The organism is Mycobacterium sp. PSTR-4-N, from assembly GCF_022348085.1.
GTDB lineage: Bacteria > Actinomycetota > Actinomycetes > Mycobacteriales > Mycobacteriaceae > Mycobacterium.
Genome location: NZ_JAKRFN010000006.1, coordinates 27,483 through 42,150 on the forward strand (window position 1 = coordinate 27,483; position 14,668 = coordinate 42,150).

The following is a 14,668-nucleotide window of genomic DNA, read 5'->3' on the forward strand; positions in this document are numbered from 1 at the left end:
CCTCAGCGTTCGACCACGCTGAAGCGGCGCAACCTCAACGCCGGGTTCTTCTCGCGCACCCGCTCGATGCGGTCGGCAGTCAGCTGTGCCGACACCACGCCGGCCTCCTCGCCGAGCGAGGCCAGCACGACACCCATCGGGTCGACGATCATGCTGTTGCCGGCGCCATGCGTGCCGCACTGGTCGGCCGCGGCGACGTAGACGGTGTTCTCGATGGCCCGCGCCCGCACCAGCGTGGTCCAGTGGTTCTCCTTCAGCGGGCCCGGCACCCACTCCGCGGGGGTCAGCACGGCGTCGGCGCCGGCGTCGACCAGGCGCCGGGTCACTTCGGGGAACCGGAGGTCGTAGCAGGTCTGCATGCCGAAGGTGAGCGCGCCGACGGTGAACGTCTCCGGGATGTCGATGCTTCCGGCCCGCACGACACGGGATTCGGCGTAGCCGAAGGCGTCGTAGAGGTGCACCTTGCGGTAGGTGGCGGTGACCTTGCCGTCGTTGTCGATGGCCAGCAGCGTGTTGTGGATCTGCTCGGCACTGTCGGTGGTCTCGTTCATGCCGGCGACGACCGTCACCGCCGCACGCCGGGCCAGCTCCCGCAGCGCCGAGACGAAGGGACCGTCCAGCGATTCGGCCGAGGCGAGGAACCGCTCGTCCATGGCCGGTGCGGTGAACATCGAGTACTCGGGGAACACCACGAGTTCCGCGCCCTGCCTCGCGGCCTCGGTCACGTAGCCGCTGATCACCTCGAGGTTGGCGTCCTTGTCCTCACCAGGCGCGAACTGCGCAACGGCAACCGTCGTCATGTCTCACTCCTTGCCTCCTCGGGCGCGGACATGCGGTCCATGCGCCCGAGAACCACGGTGTAACAGAAAATCCCACCGACGAGGATCACCCCGGTGGCGATGAAGGCGCCGGCGAACGAACCGGTGCGGTCGACGACCATACCCGTGACGATAGGCGCCGAGATGCCGATCAGGTTGGCGACGAAGTTGACGATTCCCGCCAGCGATCCGGTGTACCCGTGCGGCGCTATCAGGGACACGATGCTCGACCCCGCGGGAACCGAGACCGCCAGACCGGCGGCCCCGATCGACAGGAAGGCCACCGCGACCTCGATCGTGTCGGCATAGGCCGCGCCGGTGACGGCCAGCGAGGCCAGCATGCTCGTCACCAGCACGATCCGCCGCACCCTGGTGATGTCACCCGTCCGCCGCGTCCACCGGTCCATCAGCACTCCCGCGATCAGGAACTGCGCGATGACGGCGACCAACCACGGAATCATGCTGTAGATCCCGCCTTTCAGCAGGTTCACCCCGAATTCCTTTTCGAGGTAGCCCGGCAGCCAGGTCAGCAGCACGTAGTAGGCGTAGGTGTAGGACGCATATCCCAGGGCCAGCCCCCAGGTCTTGCGGTGCCGCAGCAGGTGCCCGACGCCGCGCAGCGAGCCGGCGCCTGCGGCGTTCTCGTCCTCGGCCTCACCTGCACGCAGGTGCTCCAACTCCGCCGCTGACATCTTCCCCTCGGCGACCGCGACAGCCGGTGAGCGATACAGCAGCCACCACGCGATCAGGTACACGACGCTGAGGACACCGGTGAACAAAAACGCCGCGTGCCAGCTCCATGTCGAGACTAGGAGGGCCATGATCGGGATGCCGACGACGTTGGAGAGCTTCGCGCAGCCATCGAAAATTGCTGTGGCCGTGCCCCTTTCTTGCTTCGGGAACCACTGGCCGATCGCCTTCCAGCCGGCCGGCACCGCAGGCGCCTCACCGACGCCGAGCAGAAGCCGCGCCACGATGAGCAGGCCCAGACCGCCGGCGGCCGCGGAGAGAAACGATGCCAGCGCCCAGAGGAAGACACCGACACGATTCACCCAGGGCACGCCGATTCGGTCGATGATCGAGCCGATGGGCATCTGCAGCATCGCGTACGTCCAGAGGAACGCCGACGCGACGACTCCCATCTGCGCGGCCGAGATGTCGAAGTCGGCCATGATCGCGGGAGTCGCGACCGACAGGTTGACCCGGTCGATGTAGTTGACGAACATCCCGGCGCCGAGCAGGCCGCCGATGTACCAGCGAGTGCGGCCGATGCCGGACGGAGCGGCGGTCGCAGAAGTCGTTTCCCGGATCTCGGTCATCGCGCCGTCCCGCTCAGGCTCGGCATCCGGTCGAGGTCGGTCACCTCGGCGTGCGCGGCCGTGAAGCCGGCCAGCAGCGCACCGTGTTCCATGGTCAGCACCAACTGGTCGGCGCCGCGCTCGACGGCGAACTGCTTCTCGGCCGACGACCATGCCGGCAGCAGCCACGGCTTGCCCGCCGCATTCGCGGCTGCCGCCACGGCGGTCAGGTCGGCGAAGTCACCGTCGTCGCGGGTGTAGGCGCCTCGGCCGCGACGCAGCGAGAGATCCGACGGGCCGATGAAGACGCCGTCGACGGTGTCCAGTGCCAGGATGTCGGCGATCTGCTCGATGGCTCCCGCGTCCTCGATCATTGGGTAGCACCGGGTGCGTGAGTCCTGCTCACGTACCCAGTCGTCGGTGAACCCACCGTATGTTGACGTACGGCCGCCGGCGAAACTGCGGTCGCCCAGGGGCGGAAATTTGGCGAACGCGGTGATCGCCCGGGCATGGTCCGCGTTCTCGATGTGGGGGATCGCGACCACGTCCGCACCGAAGTCGAGTGCCTGTTGGATCGGGCCGCGTTCCGGGCCGAGAACCTTGGCGATCACTTCGAGGCCGATCGCCTTGCAAAGCGGAATGAACCGTTCGAGGGCGGCGAGGTCGAACGTGCCGTGCTCGATGTCGAGCACCGCCGCCCCGTACCCCACCTGCCTGGCGATTTCCGCCGCGGCGGTATTGGGACCGGACAACCACACGGCATAACGGCGGTTTGGTCGCGTCGTTTGAAGCATGGGAAAGGGCCTCCTCTTGACAGCCGCCGCGGCGGTCGACAGCGTTTCGTACATCTGTTGTATACACAGATATACAACGTGTGTCCATTAGAGTGGACGATTACGAGGAGGTTTTCGGTGTCGATGACAGTCAGCGAGCCCAGCTCGAACCAGTCCGCGCGTGATCGCGCCTACGAATGGGTCCGCGACCAGATCATCCGCGGCACCCTGCCCGCCGGACGTTTCCTCGACGAGGCGTGGATCTCCGAATCCGTAGGCACCTCCCGCACCCCTGTGCGAGAAGCGTTCCACCGGCTCAACTCCGAACGCTTCATCGACCTGCTGCCCCGGCGCGGCGCGCAGGTCCGCAGCGTCACCACCCGCGAGCTCGAAGAGGTCTATGCATCCCGGCGGCTCATCGAAGGCCACGCCGCACGTGCGCTCTGCGCCGCCGGCGGCGGCGCCCCGGTGAAGCTGCCGGCACTGGCGACGGCCATGGAGGACGCCGGTCGCGAGCGGGACTGGTTCACCGTCGCCAAGCTGGATCGAGAGTTCCACCGCGCGATCGTCGACGCGCACGGCAACTCGGTGTTGGTCGAACTCTACGACGCCCTGCGGTCACGCCAAGAGCGGGTCGCCGTGCGCGCGTTGCAGATTCGTCCGCAGCGCGTCCCCGACATCGACGCTCAGCACCGCGCCATCGTTGCGGCGCTGGCCGACAACGACACCGAGCTGATCACCACCCTGCTCAACGAACACCTGCGACCCATTCCGGAGATCCTGGCAGCATTGGACTGAGGATCTCGGGCCGGGCCGTCCGAAGACGGGGACATGTGGAGCCGCCTGGGGGAATCGAACCCCCGACCTATTCATTACGAGTGAATCGCTCTACCGACTGAGCTAAGGCGGCCTGGTCGGGCGGGACGAGTCTACGGCAGGGCATGGCGTGCACCCAATTCACCTACACCGGGTCAGCCCCGTAGTGCCTGCCCGACGGTGCCCACCATGGCGTCGACGGCGAATTTCGGCTTGACGTTGACCGCCAGCGCCTCCCGGCACTCCAGCACCGCCTCGATGCAGCGCAGCAGCGCCGAGGGAGACGCGTGCGCCGCCATCGCGGCCACCTTCTCCGCCATGTCGGGGTGATTGGGCGCGATGTCCGAGGCGCCCGAGGCGATCAGCAGCGCGTCCCGGAAGTACGTGGCGAGATCGATCAGCGCCCGATCCAGAGCGTCCCGCGACGCGCGGGTCTGGCGGGACTTTTGCCGCTTCTCCAGATCCTTGAGTGCGCCGGCCGCGCCGCGCATCGTGCCCGCGGTGCCTTTCCCGGTGCCGCCCGCGCCCAGTGCGGTGCGCAACTCCTCGACCTCTTCCTCATTGCGGTCCACGGTCAGCGCCTTGGCCTCCGCCTCGGCGGTGAGCACCAACTCCTCGGCCGCGGCGTACGCCCGCGACGGGGTCGCCGCTTCCCGCGCGAGACCCAGTGCCCGTCGGCGCCGCTCCCGGGCCTGCTCGTCCGTCGCCAGCCGGCGGGCCCGGCCGACGTGCCCGCCGCTCACCGACGCCGCCCAGGCCGCCTCGGCCTCCGGCAGCCCGTCGCGCTCCACCAGCACCTTCGCGATCGCGTCGACCCCCGGGGTGACCAGCGCGATGTGCCGGCACCGGGAGCGCAGCGTGATCGCGATGTCCTCCGGGTCCACCGACGGCGCGCACAGCAGGAACACCGTCGACGGCGGCGGCTCCTCCACCACCTTGAGCAGGGCGTTGGCGGCGCCCTCGGTCAGCCGGTCGGCATCTTCGATGACGACGATCTGCCACCGGCCGGTCCCCGGCCGCCGGGACGCTATCTGCACGATCGTGCGCATCGCGTCCACGCCGATGGACAGCCCCTCCGGGATGATCCTGCGTACATCGGCATGGGTGCCTGCGATCGTGGTGCTGCACGCGCGGCACTCCCCGCAGCCCGGAACGCCGGCGGAGGTGCATTGCAGTGCCGCCGCGAAACACAGCGCAGCCACCGACCGGCCGGACCCCGGCGGGCCGGTGATCAGCCAGGCATGGGTCATCGTGCCCACCTCGCCTGCGCCGTTGTGAGCGGAATCACCGCGCGCGGCCCGGGCGGCGGCCGTCAGCTCCGCCTCCACAGCGTCTTGGCCCACCAGACGCGAAAAAACACCAGTCATCGCCGATAACAGTAGTGCTGCGAACCGACACGTCCGTCCCAGAGGCCCCGTGCCCGTCAGCTCCGCCCGATACGGTGATTGCGTGGCTGCCGAAGCGATCGAGGTGGGGCGAATCAGCGCATTCGTCCGCTGGGTCGCGCGCACCCCCTGGCCGGTGTTCACCCTCGGCATGCTGCAGGCCGACATCATCGGCGCCCTTCTGGTGCTCGGCTTCCTGCGATTCGGGCTCCCGCCCGAGGACCGCATCCAGCTGCAGGACCTGCCCACCTCCAACCTGGCGATCTTCCTGGGTTATCTGTTCGTGTCGTTCACCGTGGCGTCCTACCTGACGCTGCGCATGCTGATCCCGGTGATGCGCTGGCAGCGCCGCGACATGCTGCTCGGCGACCGCGACCCCGCCGACACCGAGGTCGCCCGCATGCGGGCGCTGCGGATGCCGTTCTACCGCTCGGTGATCAGCGCGACCAACTGGCTGCTCGGCTCGGTGGTGTTCATCGTGGCCAGCTGGCCGGTGGCCAGCAAGTCCGCTCCCGTCGTCGCCGTGGCCACCGGTCTGGGCGCCACCGCGACCGCGATCATCGGCTACCTGCAGTCCGAACGCGTGCTGCGGCCCGTCGCGGTGGCGGCGCTGCGGGGCGGGGTGCCGGAGAAGTTCCACGCCCCCGGCGTCATCCTGCGGCAGGTCCTGACGTGGGTGCTGTCCACCGGAGTGCCGCTGGTGGCCATCCTGCTCGCCCTGGTCGCGAGCAAATTCGAGATCCTCACCGCACCTGCGGACCGGGTGATCACGACGATCCTGCTGCTGGCGATCGTCGCGCTGGTCATCGGGCTGTCCAGCACCGTGCTGGTGGCCATGTCGATCGCCGACCCGCTACGTCAGCTGCGCTGGGCGCTGGGCGAGGTGCAGCGCGGCAACTACAACGCCCACATGCAGATCTACGACGCCAGCGAGTTGGGCCTGCTGCAGGCCGGGTTCAACGACATGGTCCGCGATCTGGCCGAACGGCAGCGGCTGCGGGATCTGTTCGGCCGCTACGTCGGCGAGGACGTGGCCCGCCGGGCGCTCGAGCGGGGTACCGAGTTGGGCGGGCAGGAACGCGACGTCGCTGTGCTGTTCGTCGACCTGGTCGGCTCGACGCACCTCGCGGCCACCATCCCGGCCGCCGACGTGGTCAGCCTGCTCAACGACTTCTTCCGCGTCGTCGTCGACACCGTCAACCGGCACGGCGGGTTCGTCAACAAGTTCCAGGGCGACGCCGCGCTGGCGATCTTCGGTGCACCCATCGAACACCCCGACGCGTCCGGAGCCGCGTTGGCGGCCTCCCGCGAGCTCCACGACGAGCTCATCGAAGTGCTGGGCGAGACCGAGTTCGGCATCGGGGTGTCCGCCGGGCGGGCGATCGCCGGCCACATCGGTGCGCAGGCCCGCTTCGAGTACACCGTGATCGGCGACCCCGTCAACGAGGCGGCGCGCCTGACCGAGCTGGCGAAGCTGGAGAAAGGGCACGTGCTGGCGTCGGCCATCGCGGTCAGCGAGGCCCTGGACTCCGAGGCCCTGTGCTGGGACGTCGGTGAGACGGTGAACCTGCGCGGCCGTACCGCCCCGACGCAGCTGGCCCGGCCGGTGGGGCTGGTCAGCCCGCCCGAGGTGGAGGTCACCGGCGACGTGTCGAAGTCCTCGCGCTGACTCAGGCCTTCTCTTATTGCCCGACTTCTCATCGCGGCTCGTCCCTCGCCGCTTGATCGTCGTCAGGCTTTCTCTTATTGCCCGACTTCTCATCGCGGCTCGTCCCTCGCCGCTTGATCGTCGTCAGGCTTTCTTCGCGGCCTTCTTGGCCGGCGCCTTCTTGGCTGCCTTCTTCGCGGGCGCCTTCTTGGCTGCCTTCTTCTTGACCGGTCCGCGAGCGCGCCTGTCGGCCAACAACTCCGATGCCCGCTCGTCGGTGATCGACATGACGTCGTCGCCCTTGCGCAGGCTGGCGTTGGTTTCGCCGTCGGTGACGTAGGGGCCGAAGCGGCCGTCCTTGATCACCATCGGTTTGCCCGATGCCGCGTCGTTGCCCAGTTCACGCAGCGGCGGCGTCGCCGCGCCCTGACGGCCGCGGCGCTTCGGCTCGGAATAGATCTTCAACGCCTCGTCGAGGGTGATGTCGAACATCTGCTCCTCGGTGGCCAGCGACCGAGAGTCGGTGCCCTTCTTCAGATACGGGCCGTAGCGGCCGTTCTGCGCGGTGATCTCATCACCGGTCGCCGGATCGACGCCCACCACCCGCGGCAGCGACAGCAGCTTCAAGGCGTCCTGGAGCGTCACCGTCTCCAGATCCATGGAGCGCAACAACGATCCGGTGCGCGGCTTCGGACCCGTCGGCTTCTTGCCCTTCTTCGCCGTCGACCCGGCGTCCGGATCGTCGGGTGGTTCCGGCAGCACCTCGGTGACGTACGGCCCGTACCGGCCGTCCTTGGCCACGATCTCGTGGCCCGTCTCGGGGTCGATTCCCAGTGATCGGCCCTCTTGCGGTGTGGCGAAAAGCTTTTCGGCCAGCTCGAGAGTCAGCTCGTCCGGGGTGAGATCGTCGTTGAGGTTGGCGCGCTGCGGCTTGAGCTCCCCCGGGTTGTCCGGATCGTCCACCATGCGCTCGAGGTACGGGCCGTTGCGGCCGACTCGGACGTTGACCGCGCGACCCTCGGCGTCGTCGAACAGCTTGATGGAGTTGACGAGTCGCGCGTCGATGTCCTCGAGGTTGCCGCCCACCAGCTTCTTCAGACCGCCGGCGCGCGCGATCGAGCCGTCCACGCCGTGCTCGCCGCCGAAGTAAAAGTTGCTGAGCCAGTTGGTCCTTCGCTCGTTACCCGCCGCGATCTCGTCGAGCTCGTCCTCCATCGCCGCGGTGAAGTCGTAGTCGACCAGCCGCGCGAAATGCTGCTCGAGCAGGCCGATGACGGCGAACGCCACCCACGACGGCACCAGCGCGCTGCCCTTTTTGTGCACGTAGCCGCGGTCCTGGATGGTCTTGATGATCGAGCTGTACGTCGACGGCCGGCCGATGCCGAGGTCTTCGAGCGCCTTGATCAGCGACGCCTCGGTGTAGCGGGCCGGCGGGCTGGTCGTGTGCCCGTCGGCGGTCAGGTCCTTGGCGTCGACGCGCTGGCCCTGGGTCAGGTTCGGCAGCCGGCTCTCGGCGTCGTCGGCCTCACCGCCGGCCTGCTCGTCGAGGCTCTCCACGTAGGCCTTGAGGAAGCCCGGGAACGTGATCGTGCGGCCGCTGGCGTTGAAGACGACCTGTTCGCCGCCGGAGGCCTGCCCCGCGATCCGCAGGCTCAGCGTGGTGCCGCGCGCATCGGCCATCTGGGAAGCCACGGTGCGCTGCCAGATCAGCTCGTAGAGCCGGAACTCGTCGGTGTCCAGCGCGGCGTGCAGCTGCCCCGGCGTGGCGAACACGTCGCCGGCGGGCCGGATGGCCTCGTGCGCTTCCTGGGCGTTCTTCACCTTGCGGGTGTACTGGCGCGGCGACGGATGTACGTACTCCTCGCCGTAGAGCTGCTGGGCCTGCGTGCGGGCCGCGTTGATGGCCGACTGCGACAGCGTGGTCGAGTCGGTACGCATGTAGGTGATGTAGCCGTTCTCGTACAGCCGCTGGGCGATGCTCATCGTGCGCTCGGAGGAGAACCGCAGCTTGCGGCCGGCCTCCTGCTGCAGCGTCGAGGTCATGAACGGTGGGTAGGGGCGGCGGGTGTAGGGCTTCTGCTCGACCGAGGACACCTGCAGCTGGGCCCCGCGCAAGCCGCCGGCCAGCGCATTCGCGGCGGATTCGTCGAGAACGAGCACCTCGTCGGGCTTCTTCAGCCCACCGAGGGAGTCGAAATCGCGGCCGGTCGCCACGCGCCTTCCGTTGACGGTGTTGAGCTTGGCGGTGAACGTCGGAGGCGTGGCGTTCGCGTCGGAGACGCTGGCGTCGAGCTCGGCGGAGACATCCCAGTAGCCGGCGCTGCGGAACGCCATGCGCTCGCGCTCGCGCTGCACGATGATGCGGGTCGCGACGGACTGCACCCGGCCGGCCGAGAGCTTGGGGGCGACCTTCTTCCACAGCACGGGGCTGACCTCGTAGCCGTAGAGGCGGTCGAGGATGCGGCGGGTCTCCTGGGCGTCGACCAGCGCGTTGTCCAGGTCGCGTGGATCTTCCGCGGCGGCGCGGATCGCCGGCTCGGTGATCTCGTGGAACACCATGCGCTTGACCGGGATGCGCGGCTTCAGGGTCTCCAGCAGGTGCCAGGCGATGGCCTCGCCTTCGCGATCACCGTCCGTGGCGAGATAGAGCTCGTCGACGCCTTTGAGCAGGTCTTTCAGCTCGGCGACCGTGCTCTTCTTCTCCGGGCTGATGATGTAGAGCGGCTCGAAGTTCTCGTCGACGTTCACCCCGAGCCGGGCCCACGGCTCCGACTTGTACTTCGCCGGGACGTCCGCGGCGTTGCGCGGCAGGTCGCGGATGTGTCCACGGGACGACTCGACGATGTAGTTCGACCCGAGATAGCCGGCGATTTTGCGCGCCTTGGTGGGCGACTCGACAATGACGAGCCGCCTAACTCTGCCGTTTCCACCGCGGTCGCGGTCTCCGTCAGCCACCTATCCCGTTCACTATCTCGACTCCTACTACTTCTTCTCTGTACCGCCGGCAGGCTCACACATCGCTGCGCCACCCGGCCCCGGCACCGATCAATTTCGCACCCTGCGCGTGCCGACGCAAACCGGCTCCCCGCCGGACGAGCGTCCGCCGGCCGTCAGATCCGTGGCCATGACGCCAACGCCTGGGCGTCCTCCGGAGGTTCCCCCACGTTCTCTACCAGGCGCGACAGCCGGCGTCGGCCGCTGATCCGCAGCGCCGGCCGCGAACCCCGGGTCCCGATCAGCGTCGGCGCAATCCCGACCCGCATCATCGCCGACGCGAGCACCGAATGCGTGTCCGGCGCGTGCGGATCCAACCCGAGCAGATAACGGTCATCGGCTTCCGGAGTACCCGCTGCCAGCGTCCACGCGCGCAGCTCGCGCGGCCCGGGCAGCCATTGCGGCGGCACCGTCTTGACCGCACCGCGCGTCCACTCCAGCGCGATCGGAGTCAACCGGGCATCGACCGCGGTCCGGACCAGAGGCGTGTTCTCGTCGGTGCGGGAGATCTCGGGCGACAGGCCCGCGTCGGCGATCATCTCGGCCAGCGCCTCGGCGCGCCACGGCCGGTCCACGACCACCGACAGGCGCGCGGCCTGCCCCTGCGCGCCGGCGACCAGTACGGCCTGACCCGGTCCGGCCAGCATCCCCGTCAGGTCGGCGATGGCCGGTGGCACCGACTCAGCCGAGAAGAAGGACAGCTGGCTCACACAGATGACAGTAGGCCAGCCAGGCAGCATCACCGCGGATGCCGGCGGGGACGCGGCGCCGCGGTGATGACCTGATGCGAAAACACCCCCGCGCCGCCGGCGGGCGGTGACGCGGGGGTGCCAGGTCTTAAGGTGACTCAGACGGCGCGAACGCCGGTGGCCTGCGGCCCCTTGGGGCTCTGGCCGACCTCGAACTCGACCTTCTGATTCTCTTCCAGGGTGCGGAAGCCGGAACCCTGGATCTCCGTGTAGTGGACAAAAACGTCAGCGGAGCCGTCCTCGGGGGCGATGAAGCCGAAGCCCTTCTCCGCGTTGAACCACTTCACAGTTCCCTGTGGCATCTTTCGTAATTTCCTTCTCTGTGTTTCACCGGGTGCGGCCCGCCGTCTTTCGGCAGACCGGGCCCGTTCCGACCGCCATACCTTCGTGGAGTGCTCGGAACTCGACCCGACCTACAACCCTCGCAGGAACCGCGATCGCAACGTTGTTCCTGCGAGTGCGTATACACGAACACAGAAGCTGCGACCGCGGTAAGTCAACCATGAACAGCGCTGCCGCGACAGTCCGACAAGCTCTTGCACAGCATCATGTAGTCCACAATTCACATACGACACGATGTAGGGGATGGGTGAGAGGCTCCGAGGTGCCCGATCCGGCGCAGGGATTCGGCCGCGCGCTGCTCGCCTGCGCGGTCGACGGCACCGCGCCGGACGAGCATCCGTTGCGTCATGTCGCCGACCTCCCGCCTCGCCCCGCGCACAGCCGGCACTGGCCGTCCTGGGCGCCCTCAGATGTGGTGCGGGCGTTCGTCGATCACGGGATCAGCAGCCTGTGGTCACATCAGCTCACCGCCGCCGAGCATGCCCATGCGGGCCGCCACGTCGTCCTCAGCACTGGCACCGCGTCGGGCAAATCGCTGGCCTATCAGCTGCCCATACTGACGGAGCTGAAGGACAACCCGCGCTCACGGACGCTGTACCTCTCGCCCACCAAGGCCCTCGGACACGATCAGTTGCGCGCCGTCGCGTCGTTGACCGCTGCGGCCGGACTCGATGACGTCGCCCCGACGTCCTACGACGGCGACACCTCGGCCGATGTCCGGCGATTCGCCCGCGAGCGTTCCCGCTGGATCTTCTCCAACCCCGACATGATCCACCTGTCGATGTTGCGCAACCATGCCCGCTGGGCGGTCTTCCTGCGCCACCTGAAGTTCGTGGTCGTCGACGAATGCCATTACTACCGAGGCATTTTCGGCTCCAACGTGGCGATGGTGCTGCGTCGGCTGCTCCGTCTGTGCGCGCGCTACTCCCCCGACGGGCAGATGCCGACGGTGATCTTCGCCAGTGCCACGACCGCCGAGCCCGCTATCACCGCGGCCGAGCTGATCGGGCAGACCGTCATCGAGGTCACCGAGGACGGCTCACCGCAGGGCGCGCGCACGGTGGCGCTGTGGGAGCCGGCCCTGCTCACCGATCTCGTCGGAGAGAACGGTGCGCCGGTGCGCCGCTCGGCCGGTGCGGAGGCGTCACGCGTGATGGCCGACCTGATCACCGAGGGCGCACGGACTCTGACGTTCGTGCGCTCCCGACGCGGAGCAGAGCTGACGGCCCTCGGGGCCAGAACCCGGTTGGCCGAGACGACACCGGAATTGGCCGAGCAGGTCGCGTCGTACCGGGCGGGGTACCTGGCCGAGGATCGCCGCGAGCTGGAGCGCGCGCTCGCCGACGGACGGCTGCGTGGCATGGCGACGACGAACGCGCTCGAACTCGGCGTCGACATCGCCGGGCTCGACGCCGTTGTCCTGGCGGGCTTTCCGGGTACGGTCGCGTCGTTCTGGCAGCAAGCCGGGCGGGCGGGCCGGCGCGGTCAGGGAGCGCTGGTGGTACTCATCGCACGCGACGACCCCCTGGACACGTATCTGGTGCATCATCCGGCTGCGCTGCTGGACAAGCCGATCGAGCGGGTCGTGATCGATCCGGCCAACCCCTATGTGCTGGGCCCCCAACTGCTGTGCGCGGCCACCGAATTGCCGCTGACCGACGCCGAGGTGCGGATGTGGGACGCCGAGGCGGTGGCGGGCACTCTGGTCGACGACGGTCTGTTGCGTCGCCGGCCCAGCGGCTATTTCCCCGCCCCCGGGCTCGATCCCCATCCGGCCGTGGACATCCGGGGATCGATCGGCGGTCAGGTCGCGATCCTCGAAGCGGGTACCGGCCGGATGCTGGGCAGCACCGGTGCCGGACAGGCCGCCGCTTCGGTGCACCCTGGCGCGGTCTACCTCCACCAAGGCGAGAGCTACGTGGTGGATTCGCTGGACTTCGAGGACGGTATCGCTTTCGTGCACGCCGAGGACCCCGGGTACACCACCTTCGCCCGGGAAGTCACCGACATCACGGTCACCGGCCCGGGTGACCGCGCGACGTACGGTCCCGTGACGATCGGCCTGGTGCCCGTGTGCGTGAGCAACACCGTCACCGGATATCTGCGGCGGCGCCTCGACGGCGAGGTCATCGACTTCTGCGAACTCGACATGCCCACGCGCACGCTGGAGACCATGGCGGTGATGTGCACCATCACCCCGGAAGCACTGTCCGACAGCGGAATCGACCCCTTGCGCACCCCCGGGTCGCTGCATGCGGCCGAACACGCTGCCATCGGGCTGCTCCCGCTGATCGCCAGCTGCGACCGGGGGGACATCGGCGGCGTGTCCACCGCCGTCGGCCCGGTGGACGGGCTACCGACGATCTTCGTCTACGACGGCTATCCCGGCGGCGCCGGCTTCGCGGCTCGGGGATTCGGCGCGATCACGCGGTGGTGGGCGGCCACGGCCTCGGCGATCGAGTCGTGCGAGTGCCCGGCGGGGTGTCCGTCGTGCGTGCAGTCGCCGAAATGCGGCAACGGCAACGATCCACTCGACAAGGACGGTGCGGTCCGGGTGTTGCGTCTGGTGCTCGCCGCAGTGTCGCGCGTCGATGCCCGCTGACGGGCGGAGCGACCGACCCCTCGACGATCGCCGCGGACCCGACGACGGAATCCGTACCCGCCCCAGTAGCTGGGAACCTACCGGGGGAGGTGCACCGAGGCAAGACAAATTTGCTCTTCACTGGGCATATCGACATTCCCGAGGGGGGTCTGGATGCGGATCTCGCAGCAGACGGCTCGGTAGGATCACGTCATGAGCCACGACTGGATGCTCGTGGAGACGCTGGGGAGCGAACCGACCGTGGTCGCTCAGGGGGCCCACACCAAGAACTTGATCCCGATCTCGTCTCTGCTTCGGCGCAACCCTCACCTGATGGCGATCCAGACCGCGATCAGTGAGACGGTGCGCGGCCGGACCGGGTTGAGCAGCATCACCCCGAAGAACGACTGCGTGATCCGCACCGAGGTGGTCGCAATGTCGGACGGCCGCATCCACGGGGTGCAGATGTGGATCGGTGCGGCCCATGAGGACCCGCCACCACGCCCGGAGGTGGGTTGCCTGCTGTGGGACCTCACCAACGGCACCGCCACCGACACGGTCGAATCCCTCAAGATCGGCGGATGGGATCCGGCGACGCAACCGACGCAGGGCCGCGCGTTCGCCGACGACCTCCCTCGTCGCGATCTGAATCCGCGCGAGGCGGAGGTGATCAGCATGCTGATCAAGCCGCGGCCCGGTGTGACGATCTGTACGACGTGGGAGGTCACCGATCACCGCGGGGAGCAGATCACCATCGGCTTCGTGGCGCGCTCGCTCGAGGAGGTCGACGACGACGGCGATGACGACGGGGCGCCGCGGTTGGTGTGCCGAGCGATGACCTGGCGCAGCGTGCACGAGGGCAAGCCTGACAGCGAGGCCTCCCTGGCCGAGCGGATCCTGGCCAGCCTGGCCAGGCCGGGCATCCACCGGGCGCTGGTCGATCCCGCTCACTGGATGCTCGTCAAATGGCTCGACGATCCGGCACCGTTCTTCGACTGGCGGGCCGGGATGTCGAGCGAGCAGGCCATTCACCCGCACGATCGCCCCGCGGTCGCCGAGATGGCCGCGGGTTTCGGGGAGGGGTCGGTGTCGGGCGTGCTGCGGGTGATCGCCCGCGACGGCGGCTGGACGCCGGTGCACGTGACGGTTCACCGCATCGAGTTGCACGACGGGGTGATCGCTGGACTCGCCGAATTGCGTCTTCCGACCGACGACGAACTCTCCGAGGCCCGGCTCGAGGAGCGCTGAATCGCTCAGGTGCCGG

The 14,668-nt window shown here is 68.5% G+C and carries 11 protein-coding genes and 1 tRNA gene; 4 read left to right on the forward strand and 8 right to left on the reverse strand.

The genetic code is table 11. The annotated features are described in order from the left end of the window. Positions 1-2 precede the first annotated feature (2 nt). The 3 genes from MHN84_RS10540 to MHN84_RS10550 are packed head-to-tail and all read right to left on the reverse strand — an operon-like array spanning position 3 to position 2,964. Positions 3-800 carry a carbon-nitrogen hydrolase family protein gene (locus tag MHN84_RS10540; RefSeq protein ID WP_241204598.1) on the reverse strand — a complete coding sequence of 266 codons (798 nt, stop codon included), beginning with the start codon at positions 798-800 and terminating at the stop codon, positions 3-5. Beyond that, the gene (locus MHN84_RS10545) at positions 797-2,137 is read right to left on the reverse strand and encodes an MFS transporter (protein WP_241204599.1); all 1,341 of its coding nucleotides are present in this window, start codon (positions 2,135-2,137) and stop codon (positions 797-799) included. The genes MHN84_RS10540 and MHN84_RS10545 overlap by 4 nt, the downstream gene beginning before the upstream one ends. Further along, positions 2,134-2,964, reverse strand: coding sequence for an aldolase/citrate lyase family protein (locus MHN84_RS10550; protein WP_308192931.1), 831 nt, complete (start codon positions 2,962-2,964; stop codon positions 2,134-2,136). Before MHN84_RS10550 ends, MHN84_RS10545 begins: the two co-directional genes overlap by 4 nt. A gap of 69 nt (positions 2,965-3,033) precedes the next feature. Between MHN84_RS10550 and MHN84_RS10555 the strand changes: the two genes are divergently transcribed. After that, positions 3,034-3,687, forward strand: a complete 654-nt coding sequence (locus MHN84_RS10555) for a GntR family transcriptional regulator (protein WP_241204845.1) — start codon at positions 3,034-3,036, stop codon at positions 3,685-3,687. Between the two features lie 36 nt (positions 3,688-3,723). Here the strand turns inward: MHN84_RS10555 and MHN84_RS10560 are convergent. Continuing rightward, positions 3,724-3,799, reverse strand: a tRNA-Thr gene (locus tag MHN84_RS10560). A 61-nt stretch (positions 3,800-3,860) separates the two neighbouring features. After that, positions 3,861-5,072 (reverse strand): DNA polymerase III subunit delta', encoded by a 1,212-nt coding sequence (locus tag MHN84_RS10565; RefSeq protein WP_241204601.1) that lies wholly within the window; start codon positions 5,070-5,072, stop codon positions 3,861-3,863. 49 nt (positions 5,073-5,121) lie between these two features. On the opposite strand from MHN84_RS10565, the gene MHN84_RS10570 reads away from it, so the two are divergent. Further along, a complete protein-coding gene (locus MHN84_RS10570) occupies positions 5,122-6,759 on the forward strand; it encodes an adenylate/guanylate cyclase domain-containing protein (protein WP_241204602.1) in 1,638 nt (545 codons plus the stop codon). A gap of 123 nt (positions 6,760-6,882) precedes the next feature. On the opposite strand, the gene topA is transcribed toward MHN84_RS10570, so the two are convergent. The 3 genes from topA to MHN84_RS10585 all read right to left on the reverse strand — a co-directional run bounded on the left by topA (position 6,883) and on the right by MHN84_RS10585 (position 10,783). Continuing rightward, complete coding sequence (gene topA / locus MHN84_RS10575) at positions 6,883-9,693, reverse strand: type I DNA topoisomerase (protein WP_241204603.1); 2,811 nt, start codon at positions 9,691-9,693, stop codon at positions 6,883-6,885. Between the two features lie 155 nt (positions 9,694-9,848). Continuing rightward, positions 9,849-10,442 (reverse strand): hypothetical protein, encoded by a 594-nt coding sequence (locus tag MHN84_RS10580; RefSeq protein ID WP_241204604.1) that lies wholly within the window; start codon positions 10,440-10,442, stop codon positions 9,849-9,851. Positions 10,443-10,579: 137 nt separating this feature from the next. Further along, positions 10,580-10,783 carry a cold-shock protein gene (locus MHN84_RS10585; RefSeq protein WP_006243848.1) on the reverse strand — a complete coding sequence of 68 codons (204 nt, stop codon included), beginning with the start codon at positions 10,781-10,783 and terminating at the stop codon, positions 10,580-10,582. Between the two features lie 302 nt (positions 10,784-11,085). On the opposite strand from MHN84_RS10585, the gene MHN84_RS10590 reads away from it, so the two are divergent. Both MHN84_RS10590 and MHN84_RS10595 read left to right on the forward strand, forming a co-directional pair. Beyond that, entirely contained in the window at positions 11,086-13,425 is a 2,340-nt protein-coding gene (locus tag MHN84_RS10590; RefSeq protein WP_241204846.1) for a DEAD/DEAH box helicase, read from the forward strand. 192 nt (positions 13,426-13,617) lie between these two features. Further along, positions 13,618-14,652, forward strand: coding sequence for a PAS domain-containing protein (locus MHN84_RS10595; protein WP_241204605.1), 1,035 nt, complete (start codon positions 13,618-13,620; stop codon positions 14,650-14,652). Positions 14,653-14,668 lie beyond the last annotated feature (16 nt).